Annotated in this window: 24 protein-coding genes; 12 read left to right on the forward strand and 12 right to left on the reverse strand. The window is 60.9% G+C overall.

The annotated features are described in order from the left end of the window. Positions 1-188: 188 nt before the first annotated feature. From prpC to ACLH0I_RS20425, 3 genes are read right to left on the reverse strand one after another with little or no spacing between them, the layout of a single operon-like run. Complete coding sequence (prpC, locus tag ACLH0I_RS20415) at positions 189-1,316, reverse strand: 2-methylcitrate synthase (RefSeq protein WP_411385231.1); 1,128 nt, start codon at positions 1,314-1,316, stop codon at positions 189-191. 41 nt (positions 1,317-1,357) lie between these two features. Next, entirely contained in the window at positions 1,358-2,242 is an 885-nt protein-coding gene (gene prpB / locus ACLH0I_RS20420) for a methylisocitrate lyase (protein ID WP_186709668.1), read from the reverse strand. Continuing rightward, positions 2,239-2,952, reverse strand: a complete 714-nt coding sequence (locus tag ACLH0I_RS20425) for a GntR family transcriptional regulator (protein WP_186731048.1) — start codon at positions 2,950-2,952, stop codon at positions 2,239-2,241. Before ACLH0I_RS20425 ends, prpB begins: the two co-directional genes overlap by 4 nt. 284 nt (positions 2,953-3,236) lie before the next feature. Between ACLH0I_RS20425 and ACLH0I_RS20430 the strand changes: the two genes are divergently transcribed. The 4 genes from ACLH0I_RS20430 to pabB all read left to right on the forward strand — a co-directional run bounded on the left by ACLH0I_RS20430 (position 3,237) and on the right by pabB (position 7,957). Further along, on the forward strand, positions 3,237-3,773 hold the full coding sequence (locus tag ACLH0I_RS20430; protein ID WP_053186065.1) for an ATP-dependent zinc protease: 537 nt from the start codon (positions 3,237-3,239) through the stop codon (positions 3,771-3,773). A 5-nt stretch (positions 3,774-3,778) separates the two neighbouring features. After that, the gene (locus tag ACLH0I_RS20435) at positions 3,779-5,311 is read left to right on the forward strand and encodes an inactive transglutaminase family protein (RefSeq protein WP_186709676.1); all 1,533 of its coding nucleotides are present in this window, start codon (positions 3,779-3,781) and stop codon (positions 5,309-5,311) included. Continuing rightward, the gene (locus ACLH0I_RS20440) at positions 5,311-6,297 is read left to right on the forward strand and encodes an alpha-L-glutamate ligase-like protein (protein ID WP_186709677.1); all 987 of its coding nucleotides are present in this window, start codon (positions 5,311-5,313) and stop codon (positions 6,295-6,297) included. Before ACLH0I_RS20435 ends, ACLH0I_RS20440 begins: the two co-directional genes overlap by 1 nt. A gap of 316 nt (positions 6,298-6,613) precedes the next feature. Next, positions 6,614-7,957: an aminodeoxychorismate synthase component I gene (gene pabB / locus ACLH0I_RS20445; RefSeq protein ID WP_411385232.1), complete on the forward strand. Its 1,344-nt coding sequence runs from the start codon at positions 6,614-6,616 to the stop codon at positions 7,955-7,957. A 165-nt stretch (positions 7,958-8,122) separates the two neighbouring features. On the opposite strand, the gene thrH is transcribed toward pabB, so the two are convergent. Next, positions 8,123-8,740, reverse strand: a complete 618-nt coding sequence (gene thrH / locus ACLH0I_RS20450) for a bifunctional phosphoserine phosphatase/homoserine phosphotransferase ThrH (protein ID WP_411385233.1) — start codon at positions 8,738-8,740, stop codon at positions 8,123-8,125. A gap of 173 nt (positions 8,741-8,913) precedes the next feature. Here thrH and ACLH0I_RS20455 point away from each other — a divergent pair, with 173 nt between their 5' ends. The 3 genes from ACLH0I_RS20455 to ACLH0I_RS20465 all read left to right on the forward strand — a co-directional run bounded on the left by ACLH0I_RS20455 (position 8,914) and on the right by ACLH0I_RS20465 (position 12,425). Continuing rightward, positions 8,914-9,657 (forward strand): phosphoadenylyl-sulfate reductase, encoded by a 744-nt coding sequence (locus tag ACLH0I_RS20455; RefSeq protein WP_207966986.1) that lies wholly within the window; start codon positions 8,914-8,916, stop codon positions 9,655-9,657. 452 nt (positions 9,658-10,109) lie between these two features. Continuing rightward, entirely contained in the window at positions 10,110-11,636 is a 1,527-nt protein-coding gene (locus ACLH0I_RS20460; protein WP_411385234.1) for an NCS1 family nucleobase:cation symporter-1, read from the forward strand. 60 nt (positions 11,637-11,696) lie between these two features. Beyond that, positions 11,697-12,425, forward strand: a complete 729-nt coding sequence (locus tag ACLH0I_RS20465; RefSeq protein ID WP_060741345.1) for an aspartate/glutamate racemase family protein — start codon at positions 11,697-11,699, stop codon at positions 12,423-12,425. 147 nt (positions 12,426-12,572) lie between these two features. On the opposite strand, the gene ACLH0I_RS20470 is transcribed toward ACLH0I_RS20465, so the two are convergent. Then, positions 12,573-13,496, reverse strand: a complete 924-nt coding sequence (locus tag ACLH0I_RS20470; RefSeq protein ID WP_411385235.1) for a LysR family transcriptional regulator — start codon at positions 13,494-13,496, stop codon at positions 12,573-12,575. Positions 13,497-13,621: 125 nt separating this feature from the next. Between ACLH0I_RS20470 and ACLH0I_RS20475 the strand changes: the two genes are divergently transcribed. Beyond that, a complete protein-coding gene (locus ACLH0I_RS20475) occupies positions 13,622-14,368 on the forward strand; it encodes a 3-oxoacyl-ACP reductase family protein (protein WP_411385236.1) in 747 nt (248 codons plus the stop codon). An 87-nt stretch (positions 14,369-14,455) separates the two neighbouring features. On the opposite strand, the gene ACLH0I_RS20480 is transcribed toward ACLH0I_RS20475, so the two are convergent. The 6 genes from ACLH0I_RS20480 to ACLH0I_RS20505 all read right to left on the reverse strand — a co-directional run bounded on the left by ACLH0I_RS20480 (position 14,456) and on the right by ACLH0I_RS20505 (position 20,088). After that, entirely contained in the window at positions 14,456-15,151 is a 696-nt protein-coding gene (locus ACLH0I_RS20480; protein ID WP_411385237.1) for an HAD-IA family hydrolase, read from the reverse strand. A 263-nt stretch (positions 15,152-15,414) separates the two neighbouring features. Beyond that, positions 15,415-15,798, reverse strand: coding sequence for a hypothetical protein (locus tag ACLH0I_RS20485; RefSeq protein ID WP_411385238.1), 384 nt, complete (start codon positions 15,796-15,798; stop codon positions 15,415-15,417). 88 nt (positions 15,799-15,886) lie between these two features. Continuing rightward, on the reverse strand, positions 15,887-16,087 hold the full coding sequence (locus ACLH0I_RS20490) for a hypothetical protein (protein WP_250964984.1): 201 nt from the start codon (positions 16,085-16,087) through the stop codon (positions 15,887-15,889). A 69-nt stretch (positions 16,088-16,156) separates the two neighbouring features. Then, a complete protein-coding gene (locus tag ACLH0I_RS20495; protein ID WP_163006860.1) occupies positions 16,157-16,330 on the reverse strand; it encodes a hypothetical protein in 174 nt (57 codons plus the stop codon). 387 nt (positions 16,331-16,717) lie between these two features. After that, positions 16,718-17,128: a glycine zipper domain-containing protein gene (locus tag ACLH0I_RS20500; RefSeq protein WP_411385239.1), complete on the reverse strand. Its 411-nt coding sequence runs from the start codon at positions 17,126-17,128 to the stop codon at positions 16,718-16,720. Between the two features lie 770 nt (positions 17,129-17,898). Next, a complete protein-coding gene (locus ACLH0I_RS20505) occupies positions 17,899-20,088 on the reverse strand; it encodes a response regulator (RefSeq protein WP_411385240.1) in 2,190 nt (729 codons plus the stop codon). A 397-nt stretch (positions 20,089-20,485) separates the two neighbouring features. Here ACLH0I_RS20505 and ACLH0I_RS20510 point away from each other — a divergent pair, with 397 nt between their 5' ends. From ACLH0I_RS20510 to ACLH0I_RS20520, 3 genes are all read left to right on the forward strand, one after another. Then, entirely contained in the window at positions 20,486-20,764 is a 279-nt protein-coding gene (locus tag ACLH0I_RS20510; RefSeq protein WP_058544244.1) for a hypothetical protein, read from the forward strand. Between the two features lie 375 nt (positions 20,765-21,139). Beyond that, a complete protein-coding gene (locus tag ACLH0I_RS20515; RefSeq protein WP_411387538.1) occupies positions 21,140-22,198 on the forward strand; it encodes an alpha/beta hydrolase family protein in 1,059 nt (352 codons plus the stop codon). A 49-nt stretch (positions 22,199-22,247) separates the two neighbouring features. Then, a complete protein-coding gene (locus ACLH0I_RS20520; RefSeq protein ID WP_411385241.1) occupies positions 22,248-22,787 on the forward strand; it encodes an AAA family ATPase in 540 nt (179 codons plus the stop codon). Between the two features lie 51 nt (positions 22,788-22,838). Here the strand turns inward: ACLH0I_RS20520 and ACLH0I_RS20525 are convergent, their stop codons facing one another. Further along, the gene (locus ACLH0I_RS20525) at positions 22,839-23,342 is read right to left on the reverse strand and encodes an Lrp/AsnC family transcriptional regulator (protein WP_411385242.1); all 504 of its coding nucleotides are present in this window, start codon (positions 23,340-23,342) and stop codon (positions 22,839-22,841) included. 131 nt (positions 23,343-23,473) lie between these two features. On the opposite strand from ACLH0I_RS20525, the gene ACLH0I_RS20530 reads away from it, so the two are divergent. Continuing rightward, on the forward strand, positions 23,474-24,934 hold the full coding sequence (locus tag ACLH0I_RS20530) for a transporter (protein ID WP_411385243.1): 1,461 nt from the start codon (positions 23,474-23,476) through the stop codon (positions 24,932-24,934). Positions 24,935-25,003: the final 69 nt, after the last annotated feature.

Below are 25,003 nucleotides of genomic sequence, written 5' to 3' on the forward strand. Positions count from 1 at the left end.
ACTCGGGTCACGGTGGTTTCAGAGGGGTTGGCCGGTCTTGGATACCCCCGGCCCCTGTGGGAGCGAGCTTGCTCGCGATAGCGGTGCATCAGTCGACATTAATGTTGAATGTCAGTGCGCAATCGCGAGCAAGCTCGCTCCCACAGGGTTTCGGGGGTATCCAGTGCCTGCGGCTAGAACCCTCCAGCTCAGCGTTGTTCGATTGGCACGAACTTGCGCTGTTCGACGCCGGTGTACTCGGCGCTCGGTCGGATGATGCGGTTGTTGGCGCGTTGTTCGAACACGTGGGCGGCCCAGCCGGTCAGGCGCGAGCAAACGAAGATCGGCGTGAACAGCTTGGTCGGGATGCCCATGAAGTGGTACGCCGAGGCATGGTAGAAATCGGCGTTGGGGAACAGTTTTTTCTGCTCCCACATGGTCTTGTCGATGGCTTCGGAGACCGGGAACAGCACCGTGTCGCCCACTTCGTCAGCGAGTTTTTTCGACCAGCCCTTGATCACCTCGTTGCGCGGGTCGTTGTCCTTATAGATCGCGTGGCCGAAGCCCATGATCTTGTCCTTGCGCGCCAGCATGCCGAGGGTGCCTTCGACGGCATCCTGGGGTGAGCTGAAGCGCTCGATCATTTCCATCGCCGCCTCGTTGGCACCGCCATGCAGCGGGCCCCGCAGCGAACCGATGGCGGCAGTGATGCAGGAGAACAGGTCCGACAGCGTGGAAGCGCAGACCCGGGCGGTGAAGGTCGAAGCGTTGAATTCGTGCTCGGCGTAGAGGATCAGCGAGACGTTCATCACCTTGACGTGCAGCTCGCTCGGCTTCTTGCCGTGCAGCAGGTGCAGGAAATGCCCGCCGATGGACACTTCGTCGGTCACGCAGTCGATGCGCTGGCCTTGGTGGCTGAAGCGATACCAATAGCACATGATCGCCGGGAACGCGGCCAGCAGGCGATCGGTCTTGTCGTGCTGCTGGGAGAAATCCTGCTCAGGTTCCAGGTTGCCCAGGAACGAGCAACCGGTGCGCATCACGTCCATCGGGTGGGCGTCGGCGGGAATGCGCTCCAGCACTTCTTTCAAGGCTTGGGGCAAATCGCGCAACTGGCGCAGTTTACCGGTGTAGGCGTCCAGCTGGGCCTGGGTCGGCAGCTCGCCGTACAGCAGCAGGTAGGCGACTTCTTCAAATTGCGCATCTGCCGCCAGGTCGCGAACATCGTAGCCGCGATAGGTCAGGCCGGCGCCCGATTGGCCCACGGTGGACAAGGCGGTTTGCCCGGCCACCTGGCCACGGAGCCCGGCGCCACTGAGTACTTTTGCTTCGGCCATTTGCTGTCTCCATTTTCTTGAATTTGTAGGGGAGTCGCGCCTTACTTCTTCGCCGCGAATAACGCATCGAGCTTCTGCTCGAAGGTGTGGTAGTCGATGCGATCGTAAAGCTCCATGCGGGTCTGCATGGTGTCGATGACATTCTGTTGCGTGCCGTCGCGGCGAATCGCGGTGTAGACGTTTTCGGCCGCTTTGTTCATGGCCCGGAAGGCCGACAACGGATACAGCACCAGGGACACGTCGGCACCGCCCAGCTGTTCGGTGGTGTACAGCGGGGTCGCGCCGAATTCGGTGATGTTGGCCAGGATCGGCGCTTTCACGCGGCTGGCAAACAGCTTGTACATTTCAAGTTCGGTGATGGCTTCGGGGAAAATCATGTCGGCACCGGCCTCGATGCACGCGGCGGCGCGGTCCAGGGCCGACTCCAAGCCTTCCACCGCCAGGGCATCGGTACGGGCCATGATCACGAAACTGTCATCGGTACGGGCATCGACGGCGGCCTTGATGCGGTCGACCATCTCCTGCTGGGAGACGATTTCCTTGTTCGGACGGTGGCCGCAACGCTTGGCGCCGACCTGGTCCTCGATATGGATCGCCGCGGCGCCGAACTTGATCATCGACTTGACCGTGCGCGCCACGTTGAACGCCGAGGAGCCGAAACCGGTGTCCACGTCTACCAGCAGCGGCAGGTCGCAGACATCGGTGATGCGACGCACATCGGTCAGCACGTCATCCAGGCCGGTGATGCCCAGGTCCGGCACGCCGAGGGAACCGGCCGCGACGCCGCCACCCGACAGGTAGATCGCCTTGAAACCGGCGCGCTTGGCCAGCAGCGCGTGGTTGGCGTTGATCGTGCCGACCACTTGCAGCGGATGCTCGCTGGCGACCGCATCGCGGAAACGCTGGCCTGGAGTGCTGTTGCTCATGACTCACCTCGTTCAGTGGCGGCGCTGTCCTGGAAATGACGCGCAATGTTGCGTTTGGACGCGCCGATGTGCCGGCGCATCAATAATTCAGCCAGTTCGCCGTCACGGTCGGCGATGGCGTCGAGAATCCGATGGTGCTCGGCAAAGGCCTGGCGCGGACGGTTGGGCGTGGTGGAGAACTGGATGCGGTACATGCGCACCAATTGGTATAGCTCGCCGCAGAGCATCTGCGTCAGGGTGCGGTTGCCGCTGCCCTGGATGATCCGGTAATGAAAGTCGAAATCGCCTTCCTGCTGGTAGTAACCGACCCCGGCCTGGAACGCCGCATCGCGCTCGTGGGTCTCGAGGACCCGGCGCAGTTCGTCGATTTCTTCCAAGGTCATGCGTTCGGCCGCCAGGCGGCAGGCCATGCCTTCGAGGGACTCACGGATTTCATAGAGTTCCAACAGCTCGGCATGACTCAGCGACACCACCCGGGCACCGACGTGGGGCACCCGCACCAGCAGGCGCTGGCCTTCCAGGCGGTGGATCGCCTCGCGCAGCGGCCCGCGGCTAATGCCGTAGGTGCGCGCCAGCTCGGGCTCGGAGATCTTGCTGCCAGGCGCGATCTCGCCCTTGACGATAGCGGCCTGAATACGCCGGAAGACGTTCTCGGACAGGGTCTCCGAGTCATCCTGGGCGACCACCGGGGTTTCGAGCTGATCGAGCATATTGTCGACACCTTGAAAATCAATATGGCAAAAACTAACCAATAGTGCCCTTAACGTCAAAACAAAAATCAATATTGTCGACAATCGTCTAATAAACGCTTTGCCGATAACCCTGCTATATGAAGAGACTCGTAGCGTCCGGCCAGCGGTGGCGCCAGAAAACCACCGTGCTAGAATGCCGCGGTTATTCGCCGCTCTCCTTTTATAGAGAAAGGCTGCCTAGGGAGCTTGTGCAGTAATGCCAGGGCCTGAACCGATAAACGGAACGCTGCGCACCAGGATCTATGACACTCAAGCCCTTATCTGCTGCTTTCTATTTCATGTGCCTGCCGGGGCTTGCCGTGGCGGGTGAAAAAACCGTGTACGGCCTTAACGAATATGCCGCCCTGCAGGGCATCGACCTGGAGGTCGCCGCCAAGCTGGACACCGGCGCCAAGACCGCCTCACTCAGTGCCCGGGACATCAAGCGCTTCAAGCGCAATGGCGAATCCTGGGTGCGCTTTTACCTGGCCATCGACGCGGCCCACTCGCACCCCATCGAACGTCCGCTGGCCCGAGTCAGCAAGATCAAGCGCCGCGCCGGTGACTACGACCCGGAAGAAGGCAAGAAATACACGGCCCGGCCGGTCATCGAACTGGACATCTGCATGGGCTCGGCCCTGCGCAGCATCGAAGTGAACCTGACCGACCGCAGCGCCTTCCAATACCCGTTGCTGATCGGTTCCGAGGCGCTCAAGCGCTTCGACGCGCTGGTCGACCCCAGTCTTAAATACGCTGCCGGCAAACCCGCCTGCGCCAATGCCGCTCAAACCGCAGAGTAATTCCAATGCGCTCCCTTACCCTCCATTTGAAAATGCTGATCGCCATCCTGGTGGTGCTGGGCCTGTCGGTAACGGCCTATCAGATTTTCGTGCTCGGCATCCCGGTCACCGAAGACGCCACCGACGACTTGTGGAACATCGACGCCAAGGTCGAATTCGTGCCCAACGCCAAGGATCCGGTGAAGATCCAGATGTTCGTGCCGCCCCTGAGCCGCGACTACGTGAGCCTCAACGAGAGTTTCATTTCCAATAACTACGGTGTGGCGGTGAACCGGGTCGACGGCAACCGCAAGGTGACCTGGTCGGCCCGTCGCGCCAAGGGCAACCAGACCCTTTATTACCGCCTGGTGCTGACCAAGCGCTACAGCGCCGAGAAAACCAAGGTCAAGGGTCCGACCTTCCGCGACAGCATCGCCGTCGAAGGCCCGGAAAAACTCGCAGCCGAAGCCCTGCTCGCACCGATCCGCCAGCACTCGGCCGACGTCGAGACGTTCATCAGCGAAGCGATCAAGCGGGTCAACAACCTCAACGACGACAACGTCAAGCTGTTGCTGGCCGGTGATCCTTCCTCAGCCAACAAGGCGCGCATCGTCGAATTGGTACTGTCCATCGCCCACGTGCCGGTGGAAAAGGTCCACACCATCCGCCTGGTGGCCGACCAGCCGCAGACACCTGAGTTGTGGCTGCGCAGTTTCAACGGCACCGACTGGCTGTATTTCAACCCGGACTCCGGCGAACAGGGCCTGCCCACCGACCGCCTGCTGTGGTGGACCGGCGATGAAAACCTGATCACCGTCGATGGCGGCAAGAAAGCCACCGTCACCTTCAGCATGAACAACAGCGAAATGAACGCCATTCGCCTGGCCAAGCTGACGGACGAGAACACCGACGCCAACTTCCTCGAATATTCCCTCTACGGCCTGCCGCTGCAGACCCAGCAAACCTTCATGATCATGGTGATGATCCCGATTGGCGTGCTGGTGATCCTGGTGCTGCGCAACCTGATCGGCCTGCAAACCCTGGGGACCTTCACCCCGGTGCTGATCGCCCTCGCCTTCCGCGAAACCCAACTGGGCTTCGGCATCATCCTGTTCACGGTGATCACCACGCTGGGCCTGTCGCTGCGTTCGTACCTGGAGCACCTCAAGCTGCAGATGCTGCCGAGGCTCTCGGTGGTGCTGACGTTCGTGGTGGTGCTGATCGCCGCCATCAGCCTGTTCAGCCATAAGCTGGGCCTGGAGCGCGGCTTGTCGGTGGCGCTGTTCCCAATGGTGATCCTGACCATGACCATCGAACGCCTGTCCATCACCTGGGAAGAGCGCGGCGCCGGCCACGCGATGAAAGTCGCCATCGGCACCCTGTTCGCCGCGTCCCTGGCGCACCTGATCATGAGCGTGCCGGAACTGGTCTACTTCGTGTTCACCTTCCCGGCGATCCTGCTGATCCTGGTGGGCTTCATGCTGGCCATGGGTCGTTATCGCGGCTACCGCCTGACCGAGTTGGTGCGGTTCAAGGCCTTCCTCAAGGCAGACTCCTGATGTTCGGCTTCTGGAAGACCTGGAAGGCCCTGGAAGCCCGGGGCATCATGGGCATCAACCGGCGCAATGCCGACTACGTGCTCAAGTACAACAAGCGCAGCCTGTACCCCATCGTCGATGACAAGATCATCACCAAGGAACGGGCCATCGCCGCCGGCATCCATGTGCCAGAGCTGTACGGGGTGATCTCCACCGAGAAGGAAATCGACAAGCTCGACGAGATCATCGGCGGGCGCACCGACTTCGTCATCAAGCCAGCCCAGGGCGCGGGCGGCGACGGCATCATCGTCATCGCCGACCGCTTCGAAGGTCGCTACCGCACGGTGTCCGGCAAGATCATCAGCCATGAGGAGATCGAGCACCATGTCTCCAGCATCCTCACTGGCCTGTATTCCTTGGGCGGGCACCGTGACCGAGCGCTGATCGAGTACCGCGTGACGCCGGACCAGATCTTCAAGAGCATCAGCTACGAAGGCGTGCCGGACATCCGCATCATCGTGCTGATGGGCTATCCGGTGATGGCCATGCTGCGCTTGCCGACCCGTCAGTCCGGCGGCAAGGCCAACCTGCACCAGGGCGCCATCGGCGTCGGCGTCGACCTCGCCACCGGCCTGACCCTGCGCGGCACCTGGCTGAACAACATCATCACCAAACACCCAGACACCACCAACGCGGTGGACGGCGTGCAACTGCCCTACTGGGACGGCTTCATGAAACTGGCCGCCGGTTGCTATGAATTGTGCGGGCTGGGCTACATCGGCGTCGACATGGTGCTGGACCAGGAGAAAGGGCCGTTGATCCTGGAGCTGAACGCCCGCCCGGGCCTGAACATCCAGATCGCCAACGATTGCGGCCTGACCTTGCGCACCCACGCGGTGGAAGCCCGCCTGGAAGAACTCCAGGCCCGCGGCGTTATCGAAACCGCGCAAGAGCGCGTGGCGTTTGCCCAGGAGTTGTTTGGGCATATTCCGCCGGTTGAGGGTTGAAGCTGATACTTGAGCCTGAGGCTTGATGGCTAATGCTGAGATTTGAAGGCTGAATGAGGTTAAGGGTTAAAACCTGTGGCGAGGGAGCTTGCTCCCGCTGGGTTGCGCAGCAACCCCAAAGCCCAGCACCTCGGTGTATCAGAATGATCGCGCTCAACTGCCCAGGGGGCCGCTTCGCAGCCCAGCGGGAGCAAGCTCCCTCGCCACGGGTCTCATTGAAGCTTCAGACCTGTTCAATACCGACATCCCTCTAGGAGCAAATCCTACAGAGGGATTACAATCGCTCCCCCGCCTGAACGGCCGACCCACCCCGCCCATGCCAACCTGCTCCGTACACCCGTTGCCCTACCGCGCCAACCCCGCCGAATACTTCGCGGCGATTCGTCTTGCCCCCGGCAGCGTGCTGCTCGACAGTGGCCGGCCAAGCGCCGAACGTGGGCGTTACGACCTGCTCAGCGCCTGGCCGCTTACGCAACTGACGGTGCTGCCAGACGAGAGCGGCAGCGATTTCCTACAACGCCTGCGTACTCATCTGACGCAACTGGGCGACGCGGTACTGCCGGCCACGGTGCAATTGCCCTTCGCCGGCGGCCTGATCGGCTACTTGAGCTACGACTTCGGCCGACACCTCGAAACCCTGCCGTCCCACGCCCAGGATGACTTGCAACTGCCCGACGCACGTTTCGGCGTGTACGACTGGGCGTTGGTCAGCGACCATCAGGCGGGTACCAGCCAACTGGTGTTCCACCCCCATTGCGGCGAAGACGAACGCCAGCGACTGATCACATTGTTCAGCCAGCCGACCCCGGCGCCCGTTCCGCCGTTCAGCCTTGAAGGACCGATGACGCCGGACCTCAGCGCCGACGCCTATCGACAGGCGTTCGAACGCATCCAGGCGTATATCCAGGCCGGCGACTGCTACCAGGTCAACTTTGCCCAACGCTTTCGCGCCCCTTGCCAGGGTGATGCCTGGGCCGCTTACCAGGCGCTGCGGGCGGCGTGCCCGACGCCATTTTCCGGTTTCCAGAGCCTGCCGGAGGGCGGTGCGGTGCTGAGCCTGTCCCCGGAGCGCTTCGTCAAGGTCAGCGAAAGCCACGTCGAAACCCGTCCGATCAAGGGCACCCGCCCTCGTGGCACAACGCCCGAGGACGACGCGGCCCACGCCGCCGAGCTGCTGGCCAGCCCCAAGGACCGGGCGGAAAACCTGATGATCGTCGACCTGCTGCGCAACGACCTGGGCCGCACCTGCCGCATCGGCTCGGTGCGGGTGCCGGAGTTGTTCAGCCTGGAAAGCTACCCCAACGTGCATCACCTGGTCAGCAGCGTGACGGGCGAACTGGCTGTGGATAAGGACGCCCTGGACCTGATCGCTGGCAGCTTCCCCGGAGGTTCGATCACCGGCGCGCCGAAAATCCGCGCCATGCAAATCATTGACGAACTCGAACCGACCCGGCGCGGGCTGTATTGCGGCTCGTTGCTGTACCTGGATGTGCGCGGGGAAATGGACAGTTCCATCGCCATCCGCAGTTTGCTGGTCAAGGATGGGCAGGTGTGCTGTTGGGGCGGTGGCGGGATTGTCGCGGACTCGGATTGGGAGGCGGAGTATCAGGAGTCGATTACCAAGGTGAAAGTGCTGCTGGAAACCTTGCAGAACCTCTAAAGCATCGCGGGCAAGCCTTGCTCCCACAGGTTCACGCTATACCCCCTGTGGGAGCGAGCCTGCTCGCGATGACGTCGTGTCAGTCAGCATCAATGCTGGCTGAACCACCGCTATCGCGAGCAGGCTCGCTCCCACAGGTCCTGTGCCTGTCCAGGTCTAACTGGCTTACAGGTTGAGATTGCGGTTCGAAGCCTTGATGAATTCCTGCTTCAACTCGGCAAACGTGTGCACCGCCGGGAATTGCGGGAATTCACGGATCACATTCTCAGGCGCATGGAACAGAATCCCGGCGTCGGCTTCGCCCAGCATCGTGGTGTCGTTGTAGGAATCCCCTGCCGCAATCACCCGGTAGTACAGGCTCTTGAAGGCCAGGACCGACTGGCGCTTGGGATCTTTCTGACGCAACTGGTAGCCGGTCACCCGCCCGCCGTCATCGGTGATCAGGCGATGGCAGAGCAAGGTGGGGAAGCCCAGCTGGCGCATCAGCGGTTGGGAAAACTCGTAGAACGTGTCGGACAGAATCACCACCTGGAAGCGCTCGCGCAGCCAGTCGACGAACTCGATGGCACCGTCCAGCGGCTTGAGGGTGGCGATGACTTCCTGGATATCGGAGAGCTTGAGGCCATGCTCGTCGAGGATGCGCAACCGTTGCTTCATCAGCACATCGTAGTCGGGAATGTCCCGAGTGGTTGCCCTGAGGGATTCAATCCCGGTTTTTTCAGCGAAGGCGATCCAGATCTCCGGGACCAGCACACCTTCCAAATCGAGACAGGCAATTTCCACAAGACACTCCCATTTTTTTGATGTTTATCGGTTGAGCGAACAAAAGGCCTGCCGACTCTAGCCATTCGTCGAAGCCCGCGCAACGCACAGGGACGCGCCAGCCCCGACAGCTTTTGTTACCATCAGCCCCATATAGAGCGCCCAGCGCCACCGACCTGTAGGAAACCGCCCTGATGAGCCCATCGTTTGACGTCGTGGAACTCGCCACGACCTATGCCAACAAGTCCCCGCAGGACATCCTCAAGCTGGCTTTCGCCGAATTCGGCGATGACTTGTGGTTATCCTTCAGCGGCGCCGAAGACGTGGTGCTGGTGGACATGGCCTGGAAACTGAACAAGAACGTCAAGGTGTTCAGCCTCGACACCGGCCGCCTGCACCCGGAGACCTATCGGTTCATCGACCAGGTGCGCGAGCATTACAAGATCGACATCGAACTGGTGTCGCCGGACCACACGAAACTTGAACCCTTCGTGAAGGAAAAAGGCCTGTTCAGTTTCTACAAGGACGGTCATGGCGAGTGCTGCGGCATCCGCAAGATCGAGCCGCTGCGGCGCAAACTGACCGATGTCCGCGCCTGGGCTACCGGCCAGCGCCGCGACCAGAGCCCCGGCACCCGCAGCCAGGTGGCGGTGCTGGAAATCGACACGGCGTTCTCTACCCCCGAGCGCACCCTGTACAAGTTCAACCCCCTGTCGCAGATGACCAGCGAAGAAGTCTGGGGCTACATCCGCATGCTCGAGCTGCCTTACAACAGCCTGCATGAACGCGGCTTCATCAGCATTGGCTGCGAACCTTGCACCCGCCCGGTGCTGCCGAACCAACACGAGCGCGAAGGTCGCTGGTGGTGGGAAGAAGCCACGCAGAAAGAATGCGGGCTGCACGCCGGCAACATCATCGCCAAATCCAAGGCCGTCTAAGCAAGCGCCGGACCCTGTACACAAAAATGTCACCACAAGTGCCATTTTTGTGTGCACTTAATCCTAAACTGCCCCGAAAGGTTACACCTTCCTTCCCGCGTTATCTGCTCTCCCTTCTTCACTGGCGTTCGCCAAAAAATAAATACCTGTTTAAACGGTCAGTTTTAAATCACGGCATTTCAGTTACTTATTTAAAACCCATAACAAAACGAAATTAGTGCTGCAACGGATAGATCCGTAAGTGGCATAAATCTGGCTTGAGTCGACAAGTGTTTTGTATACAACATTTATAAAACATACACACACTTTAGATCGGCAAGCCTGAAGCGCCCTATCCCGTACAGGCTGCAGATGCCCCGTAACCAATGATGCTCGCCCGCCGCGACGAAGATTTGTCGAGCCTCGCGCTCATGCACAGTCATCGCTGCGCCGAGAATCAGGAGCCTGCCGGAATGCGTACAAGTCTCTCCAATAACATCGCGCTGGATCTGCCCTCCTCCACCCCCGCCCTCGAAGACCACACCGCGTCCCTGGCACTGAGCCCGAGGCTGCACAACAAGGACCTGGCGCCGACCAAGGCTGAAGGCCGCCGCTGGGGCCGCTACAGCATCTTTGCCTTGTGGACCAACGACGTGCACAACATCGCCAATTATTCCTTCGCCATCGGCCTCTATGCCTTGGGCCTGGGCGGCTGGCAGATCTTGCTGTCCCTGGGGATCGGCGCGGCGCTGGTGTATGGCTTCATGAACCTGTCCGGCTACATGGGCCAGAAAACCGGGGTGCCGTTCCCGGTGATCAGCCGGATCAGCTTCGGCATCCACGGCGCGCAGATTCCTGCGTTAATCAGGGCGGTTATTGCCATTGCCTGGTTCGGGATCCAGACCTACCTGGCGTCGGTGGTGTTCCGCGTGTTGCTGGTGGCGATCCACCCGGGATTCGCCGACTACGACCGCGACTCGATCCTCGGCCTGTCGAGCCTGGGCTGGGTGTGTTTCGTGGCGATCTGGTTCGTGCAACTGGTGATTTTGGCCTACGGCATGGAGATGGTGCGCCGCTATGAAGGCTTTGCCGGCCCGGTGATCCTGGTGACCGTCGCGGCCCTCGCTGGCTGGATGTACACCCAGGCCGACGCCACCATTGCCTGGTCAATTCGCGAGCCGCTGACCGGAGGCGAAATGTGGCGCAATATTTTTGCCGGTGGCGCGCTGTGGCTGTCGATCTACGGCACCTTGATTCTCAATTTCTGTGACTTCGCCCGCTCCTCGCCGTGCCGTCGGACCATCATCGTCGGCAATTTCTGGGGCCTGCCGGTGAACATCCTGGTGTTTGCCGGGATCACCATCCTGCTCTGCGGCGCCCAATTCCAGATCAACGGGCAGATCATTGAAAGCCCGACCCAGGTCATTGCCTCGATCCCCAACACGTTCTTCCTCGTGCTCGGCTGCCTGGCCTTCCTGATCGTCACCGTGGCGGTGAACATCATGGCCAACTTCGTCGCCCCGGCCTTTGTCCTCAGCAACCTGGCGCCCAAGTACCTGACCTTCCGCCGCGCCGGGCTGATCAGCGCCGCCATCGCCGTGCTGATCCTGCCGTGGAACCTCTACAACAGCCCGCTGGTGATCGTGTACTTCCTGTCCGGCCTCGGCGCCCTGCTCGGGCCGCTGTACGGGGTGATCATGGTCGACTACTGGCTGCTGCGAAAAGGCCGCATCAACGTGCCGCAACTGTACAGCGAGGACCCAAACGGTGCGTACTTCTACAGTAACGGGGTCAACCTGCGTGCCGTGGCGGCATTCATTCCGGCCGCGCTGATCGCGATTATCCTGGCCCTGGTGCCCGGTTTTGACGCCGTCTCACCGTTTTCCTGGCTGATTGGCGCTTCGATTGCAGGGTTGTTGTACCTGATCATCGCCAAGCGCCAGCCGTGTTACGAGGACGTCAGCGGTGAGTCCATCGCTGTGGATAACGTTCATCATTGATCGCCCGAACGGCCCACCAGGTTCGGGCCGCTTACTTTTGTGTGTTAAGGAGGACAGCTCATGCGAATTCTCGTGGTCAACGTCAACACCACCGAATCCATCACCCAAGCCATCGCCCGCCAGGCCCAGGCCGTCGCCGCGCCGGGCACCGAGATCGTCGGGCTCACGCCGCATTTCGGCGCTGATTCCATCGAGGGCAATTTTGAAAGTTACCTGGCGGCCATCGCGGTGATGGACCGGGTGATGTCCTACGACCAGCCGTTCGACGCGGTGATCCAGGCCGGCTATGGCGAACATGGCCGCGAAGGCCTGCAGGAACTGCTGAACGTGCCGGTGGTGGACATCACCGATGCGGGCGCCAGCACGGCCATGTTCCTCGGCCATGCCTATTCGGTGGTTACCACCCTGGACCGCACCGTGCCGCTGATCGAAGACCGGCTCAAGCTGTCCGGCCTGTTCGACCGCTGCGCCTCGGTACGGGCCAGTGGCCTGGCGGTGCTGGAGCTTGAGCAGGATCCGCAGCGGGCGGTTGAAGCCATCGTCCGGCAGGCCGAGCTGGCAGTCAGCCAGGACAAGGCCGAAGTGATCTGCCTGGGCTGTGGCGGCATGGCCGGACTCGATGAACAGATTCGCCAGCGCACCGGGGTGCCGGTGGTCGATGGGGTGACGGCGGCGGTGACCATTGCCGAATCGCTGGTGCGGTTGGGGTTGTCGACGTCGAAAGTGCGCACCTATGCGACGCCGCGGCCCAAGACCATCATTGGCTGGCCGGGGCGGTTTGGGCGGTGAGTGCACGGCGTTAGACCGAGCTGCCCTCAATCGCGAGCAAGCTCGCTCCCACAGTTGATCGGTGGTGATCAGCAGTTTTGTGAACACCACCACCCCTGTGGGAGCGAGCTTGCTCGCGATTCGGGCCAACGCGGTCCCGAGCCTGGCTCAAACCGCACTAAACCGCCGCGCCAACCCCTGCTCGGCAAACTGCTCGATGATGAAATCCACGAACGCCCGGGTCTTGCCCGGCAGCAACTTGTGCTCGGCGTAGTAGATGGAGATGTTGCCGTCGTCGACGTACCAGTCCGGCAATACCCGCTGCAGCGCCCCGTTTTCCAGAAAGGGAACGGCGATCGGCATGCTCACCAGACCGATGCCAAGGCCTTGGGCCGCGGCCGCGCAGTCGGCTTCCGAATCACTCATGGTCATGCGCGTCTTGAGCGTCAACGGACTATGTTCGCGGCTGCGGCTGGTCAACTGCCAGGAACGCACGCGCCCGGTTTGTGGCGAGCGAATCAGGATGCCCTGGTGCTGTGACAGATCTTCCGGCTCTTTCACCGCGGCATGGGTTTGCAGGTAGTCCGTGGAAGCCACCAGCACCCGATGGGCCACCGTCAACTTGCGCGCCACCACGCCCTGGGGCAGCTCGAAACCGCCGCCGATGGCGGCATCGAAGCCTTGGCCGATCAGGTCCACCTGGCGATTATCGAAATGCCAATCCGGGTTGATCGCTGGGTAGCGCCGCAGAAACTTCCCCAGCAATGGCACGACATACAATCGACCGAACGCCGTGCCCATGCTCACCTTCAGCGTCCCCGCCGGTTGCCCACCAGCGCTGGCCAGGTTGGCGACAGCGTTCTGGATGGTGTTGAAGCTGCTGCCGACCTCCGTCAAGAACAACTGGCCGGCTTCGGTCAGCCGCAGGCTGCGGGTGCTGCGCTGGAACAGGCGTACGCCCATTCGCGCCTCCAGCTTGGCGACGCTTTTACCCACCGCCGCCGGGGTCACGCTCAAGCGTCGCGCCGCCTCGGCAAAGCTGCCGACTTCGGCGCTGCGCACAAAGCATTCGATACTGTTGAAGGTCTCCATGGGCGCCACTCTAAACTTTTGGTTTAGACAGACTATAGCAATGACGGTCTACACAGCCCATGACCGCTTCTTGATACTCGCTCCATCACCGCGGCATCTCGCCCCGGCACACTTTGGAGAACATCATGAGTAACCCAGCACTGAACGGTAAAGTCGCCTTGGTCCAAGGCGGTTCGCGTGGCATCGGCGCCGCCATCGTCAAACGCCTCGCGGCAGAAGGCGCCGCCGTGGCCTTCACCTATGTCAGCTCCGGCGCGAAATCTGAAGAACTGCAGAACAGCATCACCGCAGCGGGCGGCAAGGCCCTGGCGATCAAGGCGGACAGCGCCGATGCCGACGCCGTGCGTAACGCCGTCGCCGCCACCGTCGAGTCGTTTGGCCGACTGGACATCCTGGTCAACAATGCGGGCGTGCTGGCCATGGGGCCGCTGGATGAATTCAAACTCGAAGATTTCGACCAGACCCTGGCCGTCAACGTGCGCAGCGTGTTCGTCGCCACTCAGGCGGCAGCGCGGCACATGACCGAAGGCGGTCGAATCATCAACATCGGCAGCACCAATGCCGACCGCATGCCCTTCGCTGGCGGCGCCACGTACGCCATGAGTAAATCGGCGCTGGTCGGCCTGACCAAAGGCCTGGCCCGTGACCTCGGCCCGCGCGGCATCACCGTCAACAACGTGCAGCCCGGCCCGGTGGACACCGACATGAACCCGGCCGACAGCGACTTCGCCTCCAGCCTGATGTCGCTGATGGCCGTCGGCCGCTACGGCAACGTCGATGAAATCGCCAGTTTCGTCGCCTACCTGGCCGGGCCGGAAGCCGGTTACATCACCGGTGCCAGCCTGACCATCGACGGTGGTTTCGGCGCCTGATCCAGGCATGAAAAAACGCCGGTCATGGCTTCATCCCATGTGGCGAGGGAGCTTGCTCCCGCTGGGCCGCGCAGCGGCCCCTTTTTTTCAGGCCCACTCCAGTTCCGGCAAACCGCAAAGGCTTGGCTGGAACATCCTCAAGGAGCGGATGATCCCGTCGGCATGGGCATATTTTTCGTCTGCCATGGCCGAATCCGGAATGGCAATGGCGGTCATGCCGGCCGCTTTCGCGGCCGTCACGCCGAACGGGGAATCCTCGAACACCAGGCAATCGCGCGGCTCGACACCCAGGCGCCGGGCGGCGGTGAGGAAGATATCCGGTGCCGGTTTTGCCGCGCCGACCTCGGGGTCGTCCGCCGTCACGATGCAATCGAACAGCGCGAACCAGTCCCGGTGCAAGGTGGTTTTCAGCTCGAACGTAGGGCTCGACGAACTGGTCCCCACCGCTATCGGAATGTTGTGGGCCTTCAGATGCCGCACCAGCTCCTCGGCGCCGGGCATGCCCAGGGCGTGAGGAAAACGCTCGCGCATCAAGGGCTCGCGGATGACCAGGAATTCCTGGGGCGTGATCGGTAATTCCAGCGCCTGGACGACGTAATTGGCCAGGTCCACGGCCCCGCGTCCGATGATGTTCTGTTTGACGCTCCAATCGAACGTGCGCCCGTAGCGCTCGGCGATGATGGAAGTCACCTCGGTGTAGATCCCCTCGGTGTCCAACAACAGCCCGTCCATGTCGAAAATCACAGCCTTGATCGGGCCAAACTCTTTCAGCGGTGCATTCATCGCATCTGATCCGTTATCAACACAACATTCCAGGGATGGCTCAGGTGCGGCCAGGGTAGCGTGTTTGCCTTAAAGGATTCAGCAGAATAACGAAGGGGGCTTGGAACCGGCAATGGGAAATCCATGGACGGGTTTTGTGGCGAGGGAGCTTGCTCCCGCTCGGTTGCGCAGCGACCGTAAGATCGTGGGGCTGCTTCGCACCCCAGCGGGAGCAAGCTCCCTCGCCACAAAAAAGCGGATCGGTTTGGATGAGGATGCAGCGGTTATTGACCCGAGCTGCCGGAGCCGCCCGATCCCGAGCCGCTGCCGCCCGAGCTGCCACCGCTGTCGCTGGTACCGGTTCCTCCGCTGGTGCCACCACCGGCGTCGGCACCGCCCATCGTGCTGCCGCCACTCGTCGAACCGCTGCCCGTGCCGGGGCTGGTACTGCTGCCGCTGGCATCGCCGCCATTGCCACCACCGACGGAGCCTGGGGGCAAGGCGTTACCACTGGCACCGGACGTTGAGCCAGCCTCCATTTCCGAAGAAGGTGGCATCCCGCCCTTGTCCACGGGAGGCGTGCCGCTGGAAGATTGTGCGAAAGCGGCCAACGAACTGACGGAAAGAATCCCGGCGAGTGTCAGCGCTGTCATGTTGGACTTCATCATGGTGAGTCTCCTTTTCAAGGTACTTACCTGATGTGTGGCATGCGTGAAGGGTCGATGGTGCCACTGGATCGACGGGCGGGGCTGTCGATCAGCTCGGCTTGCCGGAGGCGTCATCACCGGCGATGTCCGGATCATCCGGGGTCGCCTCGACATCTTCATCGTCGCTGGGCACCTGCTCGACGCCCGCTTCGTCATCGGGCGGCAACTGGTCGCGGCTCAGCGGGTTGGTCGGCGACGGCAGCGGGTATTCCGGGGTTTCGTCGTTGGGGGCGTGGGAATCGGCAGTCATACAACCTCCTGGCAGGTGAGCGCACCTGTTCTGCAGCTTAAAGAACGCGGGCGATCCGTTTGAGGGCTTTCATTTGTAGGATTCGTCCTCAAGTTCAGCGTCCTCATCGTCGAGCAAGGGCACTTGGGCGTCGTCCATCAGGGAACCGGGGTCTTCGTTGCCTGGGTCGTTGAGGCCTGGATCATTGATGAAGGGAACGCCCGTCGGGCCTTTTTCTTCCTTGCCTTCAGTTTCCGGCGTCATGACACACCTCGCGATTGCTGATGGATGTATGAATTTGAGGCGGGGGGGCGGCAATCGTTCCCCTGTGTGGGAGCGGGCTTGCGCGCGAAGGCGGTGTCACAGTCGATGACGATGTCGGATGTGCTGGCCTCTTCGCGAGCAAGCTCGCTCCCACAGGTTTTTGTGTCGTACGCAAATGTTACGAACACCCCAAATCCCCTGTGGGAGCGAGCTTGCTCGCGATGGCGGTGGTGCTGTTACACAGCGGCTGGCGCTGTCTGTTGCCCTTGCTTCAGGCATCAAAAGAAGCCCAAAAAAACGGCGCTTCTCATTTCTGAAAGAAGCGCCGTTTTTTCTAGTTGAACAGCATCACGGCATGAGGCCGGGTCCATTCATCCAAGCATCCGCTTAGCGATGCTTTCTCTTGTGCTTGTGCTTCTTGCCACCAGAGTGACCGTCGTTGTCATTGGACAGGTTGCTGCCCAACGCGCCGCCCGCCGCGCCGCCGATACCTGCGCCGACGGTGGAGCCGGTGGAGCCGCCCAGGCGGTTACCGACAATCGAGCCACCGGCCGAGCCCAGGCCACCGCCGATGGCGGCTTCCGTGCGGCTGCCTTTGCGCGCGCCCACGGCGCTACCGGCTGCGCCGCCGACACCGGCGCCAATCGCGGCGCCTGTGCTGCCGCCCATCTGCTGGCCGACCACGTTGCCCAACACACCGCCCAGACCACCGCCGACCGCGGCGGTACCGTCGCCGGCAGCCATCGCGCCCTGGGCAACCACTAACCCCAGTAACAAGGTGGACAAAGTCAAACGCATGATAGAGACCTCAAGAATGCCGCTTCGGGGAGAAATGGCCGATGCGTGCGGGCGCGAGTTTACGCCACACCACGTCAGCCATGACGGTTGGACAACGAAACGGCGGATTATTTTATGACAGGCAAAAAAAAGCCCGCTGGGGAAACGGGCAGGTACTGCTTTCTAACGGATGAGCTCAGAGTACGTACCTGCTTGTGAAAGAAACGTGAAAGGAACCGCGGTTTGAGAAAAGATGAAAAATATTTATGTAAAGACCGGGATATCCTTGTAGGAGCTGCCGAAGGCTGCGATCTTTTGATCTTTGATCTATCGCTTGAGACTCAATTGTCTGGGGAAAGATCGCAGCCTCGTTGCACTCGACAGCTCCTACGCAGCTCCCACACAGCTCCTATGCGGCCCGGCGGGAACGATCTCTGGCCACGACTTGTCGTCACTTCTTGACCGGAACCCTGGGCAAAAACTTGGACTTCTCCCCTCGCTGCACTTTGGCCACCTTCGTCCTGATGGACTTGATCGGTTCATCGCCAAAGTCTGCATGGTAAGTCGACTGGCCACACTGCAACCCTTCATTGATCGGATATGTGGCTCCGTGCTCCTCGCTGTACGGTGTTCCCATTGCCTTTCCCCTTTCATTGAGGTCCATACCGGCAACAACCGGTTGCCTGACAATATCGACCTTCACGAGTGAGACTAGTCGGTCATCAACAGACTGTTGATTCAACAACACCCTTCGCCGACGAATGGAACCCACTGTTTCAGAAAGGAAACACTCATTCAGCGCCCAGCATCGTCCGGTTCAAAATCCGGGAAACCTGATCGGCGGAATAGGGTTTGGACAAGAACTCGAAGCCCTCATGACCGCTGTGGGCCAACTCTTCGCTGTAACCAGAAGTCAGCACCACCGGCAGGTCCGGGCGACGCTGGCGCAGTTCTCTCGCGAGGGCAATCCCACTGATGCCGGGCATCACCACGTCAGAAAATATCGCGTCGAACGCCATCGCATCCTGGCCGACCATCTCCAGCGCTTCTTCGGCGTTGGTCGCCCAGGCGGTTTCGTAGCCCAGGTCCTGGAGGATCTGGTTGGCAAAACGTCCCACCTCCAAATTGTCTTCCACGACCAACACCCGACGCTTGCCCTTTTCCAGCACCAGGTGCGTGTGTTCTTCCTTGACCGGCTCGTGGTTTTTCTCGGGCTCTACCTCCGGGAGGTACAACGTGAACACCGTCCCTTCGCCCACCACGGTGGAAACATCGACGTTGCCACCGGACTGCTTGGCAAAGCCAAACACCTGGGACAAGCCCAACCCCGTGCCCTTGCCCACTTCCTTGGTGGTGAAGAAGGGTTCGAAGATGTGCTCGAGCACTTGCGCGTCTATACCGGTACCCGTATCAGCCAAGGCAATGGCGGCAAAGGATTGCCCGGCCCCGGCATGACCACGGATCGGCGGCATGCCACCGCCACAACTGAGCCGCAGCCACAGCGTGCCCTGGCCATTCATGGCATCCCGGGCGTTGAGGGCCATGTTGATCAGCGCCGTCTCGAACTGGCTCAAATCCGCACGGATGTAACAGGGCCGATCGCACAACTCGACGTTGACCTGGATCCGCGCCCCCGTGACGGTTTGCAGCATGTCCCCCAGGCTCTGCACTAGCTTGCCCACGTCAATGACTTGCGGCTTCAAGGGTTGGCGCCGCGCAAACGCGAGCAACTGGCTGGTCAACTTGGAAGCACGCTCCACCGTTTCGGACACCGCCGTCATGTAGCGTTGCCGGCGATCGTCGGACAGGTTGGGCATGCGCAGGAAGTCGACCGAAGAACGGATGATTGTCAGCAAATTGTTGAAGTCATGGGCCACGCCGCCGGTGAGCTGGCCGATGGCTTCGAGCTTTTGCGACTGGCGCAGCGCCGCTTCGGTCTGCTGTAACCGGGTGGTGCGTTCCTCGACCCGCTCCTCCAACGTCGCGTTCAACTCGGCCAGGGCCGCCAGGCCTTCGCGCACAGCGGCGTCGGCACGGGCGCGCTCAATGTGGGCCCAGGAGCGCTCGGTGACTTCCATCAGCAGCGCCAGATCGTTGGACGACCAGATCCGCGGCGTTTTGTCGTGAATCGCCATCAGCGCGGTCAATCGCCCGCCCTTGATCAACGGCACGCAAATAGTCGCCGCGATGCCAAGGGCCTGGAACGCCGCCGCTTCCTCCGGCGGCAGCTCCTTGAGATTATCGTTGAGCACCAGCGGCTTGCCGGCCCGCAGATTCGTGACCGCCAGTCGGCCAAAATCAGCCAGCCGATAGTGCCCGAGAATATGCGGCGAGCCCACCCGGGCCCAATCGCCGCGAATGGTGAAACCGTCCTCGTCCTCATCCATGTCGGCGTAGGCACAATTGGACAGGTTCAAGTGTGCCGCCAGGATCCGCGTGGTGGTCGCCATGATGGCCTGCGGGTCGGTGGCATTCGCCACGGCGGTGCCGATGGCGTCCAGCACCGCCAGCCGCTGGGTCATGAACACCGTGGAAGTGGTCTCGGTGACCGTGTCCAGCATGCCCACCACCGTGCCGAACTGGTCACGGATGGGGCTGTAGCAGAACGTGAAATAGGCCTGCTCAGGCCCCTCGCCGCGCTCGATGATCAGGGGGAAGTTCTCTATATAAGTGGCTTGCCCCTCGAAGGCGGCCTGCACGATCGGCCCGATATCGCGCCAGACCTCCTGCCACACCTCATCGAACCCTCGCCCCAGCGCCTCGGGTTTGCTGCCGAGGATCGGCAGGAACGCATCGTTGTACACCGTGATCAGGTCCGGGCCCCAGACGATGGCCTGGGGAAAATGCGAGGCCAGGCTCAGCGCCACGGTGGTTTTCAACACATCGGGCCACTGCAGTGGCGGCCCCAGCGACGTCTCCTCCCAAGGATGGCGGCGGACCCGTTCAGCCATTTCTCCGTAGCTCTGGAGCCAATCTGTCATGCGTTCGATCCTTCTGAGACGCCAATACCAACGAGGGGGAAGCTTGTGACCCCAGGCAGGGCCGTATTATCCCGCGCGGGGTGGGAATGCGCGATTGGAATGTGGGATGCGTCGGGGGGTAAATGGGGGGTAACGGGCAGATATTGGCGATGAGGCTACAGAAATATCCTACAAATCGTTGTGTTTTGGCCGGATGTACGTGAGGGGCTTGCCTGGTTGTAAGACATACAGCTCAGATACTCAGCGCTATGGCAACGTCCTACATATGATTGGGAATCCCCTTCCCTATCAATCCCTTGCGTATTTTTTGCGGGGGCGACTATAGTCTTGGCGTCGCCCAAATGGTGGCCGGGTTTGGCGACCCGCAGTGGGCAAAACTATCCAGTGGAGCTTACTTATGAATCAATACATGGGCCTTACCAGCAACGCCGACGACCAACCCCTCTATGTCGACACCACCGCCCCGCTACACATCCTGCTCGACTCAGCAGCCTACCGAATCCGTGCTGCCACCCAATTCCTGGAGAATTTGGCGATGCGCGATGAACTGACCATCGATCCCGCGACCTTGCAAGATTTGGCACAACTTTGCTGCATCCCGCTGCGTGATGGGTGTGACGTGATGGATGTGATTGCCCGAAGATTGGATGCAGCACCGGCCGGTTCCACTCTATAAGCCAGCCAATCGATAACCCCGTGGCGAGGGAGCTTGCTCCCGCTGGGCTGCGCAGCGGCCCCTTTTGTGAGCGCTTCGCACTCAAGCGGGAGCAAGCTCCCTCGCCACAAAAGAAAACAGCTCCATGCCAGGGTCTGGCTGTGGTAGAGAACTCCCCAATGACGCAAACCGCTACCGACAATGAAAAAGACGCGCCAAGAAATGTAGTGGCGTTGCGCAATATTCGTATGGACACCGGTGATAACTTCTCCCTCTCGGAGTGTGCCTTCGCGCTAGTTTCTCGGGTCGATGAAAGTTATGCACTGCGGTTCGAATCTGAGCTTTAATGCCGGGGCTTATCGACAGCCCATTCGTCTAATCAAGGAAGAAACGACATTGAAAACAGCTCTCGGCGCTCTGCTGTTGGCCTGCCTGACAACGACCGCATTCGCTGACGAAAACCCCATCGGTTTCCAATCCTCCACCCTGCCGGATCCAAACAATGGCCGCGCCCTGGAGATGGTCGTCTGGTACCCCAGCGCAACCACCGCAACCCCGCAACTGATTGCCGATAACGCGGTGTTCGTCGGCGCGGCGGCCGTGCGTAACGCGCCGCCCACTGCCGGCGAACATCCACTGGTGGTGCTCTCCCACGGCTACAGGGGTAACTGGAGCAACCAGATCTGGCTGGCCAGCGCCTTGGCCCGGAAGGGTTACATCGTCGCCGCCATCAACCACCCCGGCAGCACCACCCATGACCGCAGCCCGCAAGCAGCGGCGCAGCTATGGCAGCGGCCCGTTGACCTGCGCCGAGCCATCGATGCGGTCACAACTCAACCGGAAAAATTTGGCCGCGTCGCCAATGGCCGAATTGCAGCCGTGGGCCATTCACTCGGCGGCTGGACTGCCCTGGAAATCGCCGGCGCTCGCTTCGACCCAGAGCGCTTCGCCCAAGACTGCAAAGCCCATTCGCAGTTATCCAGTTGCACCGTTTACCAACAGATGAACCCCGCCAGCACCTCGGAAGCAAAGGCCGAGCTGGCCGCTGATTGGCGCGATAAACGCGTCACTGCGGTGGTGACATTGGACTTGGGCCTGTCACGGGGGATGACCGATGAGAGCTTGGCCACGTTGCCTGTCCCCGCCCTGGTGATCGCTGCCGGTGTACCGTCGCAAGAGCTTCCCGCCGAGTTGGAGTCTGCCAATTTGGCCAAGCGACTTTCATCGGCGACAAGCCGTTACGTCGAGATCAAAGACGCGAGCCATTTCAGCTTCATGTCGATGTGCAAACCTGGCGCGGAAGAAATGCTTGAAGAGGAAGTGCCAGGGGATGGGGTCATTTGTCAGGATGGTGATGGCGGCCGTGCTCGGGGGGTGATTCAGCAGCAGGTTGTGTCGCTGATCGCGGAGTTTCTGGCGCAATCCCCTGGAGAGCTTGAGAAGGAGGCTAGATGAAGATCACACGTCCAGGATTATCGGGATATTTAACGAGTAGGGGCGCCTAATGCAGCGCGTCATGATTATCGGTCAGCCTGGCTCAGGAAAAAGCACGCTGGCTCGGGAAATGGGCAAACATACCGGATTGCCAGTCATTCATATTGACACTATTTATTGGCGGCCCGGTTGGATCGAGCGAAACCCGGACGAAAAGACGCGGCTTTGTCGCGAGGTCGAGGCTCGCGATCAATGGATTTTTGAAGGCGGTCATTCTGCCACTTGGGGCAACCGAATTGCGCGAGCCGATCTTTTGATATGGATTGATCGCTCATCGGTACTTCGGTTCTGGCGTGTGCTTCTCAGAACGTTAACCCAGCGAGGCCGCCCACGCCCCGATCTTCCAGAGAATTGCCCAGAGCAGCTAGGGAACCTTCCGGAGTTTTTCAAATTTATGTGGGCGACCCGTAAATCGGCGCGTGCAAAGATGAAGCAACTTGTAGCAACGGCCCCATCGACATGTCGCGTTATCTGTCTGCGGTCCAACCGCCAGATCCAACTGTTTCTGTCGAACGTCGGAGAGGAGGCACCTAGCGTAGAACCGCCGTAAAAAGTCGAAAAAAACGACAACGTCGTTTTATGGAAGCAAGAATAAATCCCCCTATTCCATCCCTTTTCCCACCGGCATGCTCGGCACATCAAGCCCGACTTTCACCCGGTCCAGCGCCACGATTGTCTTGAACCAGGTCACGTTGGAATTTTCGGCAAACAATCGCCGCGCCAACGCCTGGTATTCGTTCATGCTGGCCACGGTTAACACCAGAACGAAATCCACTTCACCGGTGACGTAATAACACTGCTGAACTTCGGGCACCGCGAAGTGTGCCTTCATCGCCTCCAGTGCCTCGATGCTGGTGCGCTCTGCCATCACTTCCACAATGATCGTGATCGGCCGTCCTACGGCAGTGGGATCCACGATGGCGACGTTGCCCGTGATGACGCCCCCCGCTTCCATCCGCTTGATACGGCGCTGAACGGCGGCCGTGGAAAGATTGACCTGCTCGGCCATGAGGCGCAGCGGCATTGTGTTGTCGCGCTGGACGAGGTCCAGGATGGCACGGTCGAATTTGTCCAACGATTCAAGTGCGGCGTCGCTTTTTGCCATGGTAAACCTGTGAGAAATTTTCTCGAAAACTAACAGAAAACTGCACCCCTTTATCTAGCCTGGAGAAATATTATCTTGCCAGCAGTCTGCGTACGCAGCCTTGGTCGCAACACACACAGGATATTATCGGCATGCTCGCACTGTTCCATCTCTCCCCTGTCCTGTTGGTGACAGCCATGCTCGTCGTGCTGCGCCGGCCACCCGTGCATGCCGCCATCGCAGGCACTGTATGGGTCATGGTGCTCTGGCTCGCCGGCGCTGCCGACGCGTGGCACCTGGGCAGCATGGTGGCCGCTGCTCAAGATACGGCCGTGCTGTTTGCAAGTACGGCTTTCGTGATCGTTCCAGGCCTGGTTTTTGTGATTTTTATCGAGCGCATGAGTGTCAACCTGGCGCTTAGCCAATGGGTGCGGTCACTGGGGCTTGGGCGCGGCGATCAAGTCGTGTTTATCGTTCTTGGACTGGCACCGTTGCTCGAAGCGATGACCGGCTTCGGCGTGTCGTTGATCGCCACGGTGCCCCTGCTGCTCAGTCTGTTCGAACGTCGGGTCGCGCTACGGATAGCACTGACCGGCATGGCAATCATGCCTTGGGGAACGCTGGGCCTGGCATCGGTCATTGGTGCTTCGTTGGTTCACCTGGACGCAACCGCGCTGGCAGCGACCTCGGCATTGACCAGCGCACCGGTTTTTTTGGTCCTCAGTGCAATCGCGCTATCGCTTGCAGGCGTTCGTGATTCGCGGGAATGGAGGGCGTTGGGCGCTTTCTGGTTGCTGTTTGTGGGCGTGCTTTACAGTGCAAGTCGGTGGCTGGGGCCGGAAGTGGCCGGCGTGGCAGCAGGCCTGGTGACGGCTGCTGCGGTACTCTCTGCTGGGCTGTGGCGCCTGCGCCGCAACGATAGCGAGCGCGGTGCGGTGCAATGGCCGCGTCAGGCATGGCCATATCTGGCCCTGATTGTCTGCATTGTCGCGTTGAAGACGGTGTGGACGATCACCGCTTGGCCAGATCACTGGGTTGTACAGGGCGCCCAGGTCACCTGGAAACCACTCGCCTCACCCGGCCTGGCACTGGTTTTGGTGCTGATCGGGATAGGGTTTCACACGCGCCACACACAACGCCAGACAGCACTCGACGTCAACCTGCCTGCTGCACTGGTGGCGCGGGCGAAGCGGCCACTGTTGACCATTTTCTTCTTCCTGGCGATGTCGCAGATGATGGTGAAGGCCGGCTTCCTCGCGGGTTTGATGCAACTGCTAGCGGGCCTGTCACCCGCCGCCGCGACGTCGCTGGTGGCCCTGTTTGGCGCGCTGTCAGGCTACATGACCGGGTCGAATGTTGGCGGCAACGCGATCTTCATGCCGGCCATCGCGATGTTGCCGGAATCCTCTCGCCTGTTGTTGGCTGCCGTCCAGAACAGCTCGGCAGGGCATGCTGCGCTGGGCTCGCTGTCGGTTGTCATGCTGATCCTGGGACTTGCCAAGACCCAGGCCAAGGAAGAAGGCGAACTGGTAAGGTTTGGCTTCACGCTGGTCTGTCTCAATACCGTGTTAGTCGCGTTGGGCGCGGCGGTGCTGAGTGGGTGGTTTGGATAGTGGGGTGTTGGCAAGTGGGCCCCCTTCTGCACTTTTTCCAATCCCCTTGTTCATGTCTCTTTCCCAATA

It is taken from the genome of Pseudomonas sp. MPB03, from assembly GCF_046605385.1.
GTDB classification, from domain to species: Bacteria; Pseudomonadota; Gammaproteobacteria; order Pseudomonadales; family Pseudomonadaceae; genus Aquipseudomonas; species Aquipseudomonas zanjanensis.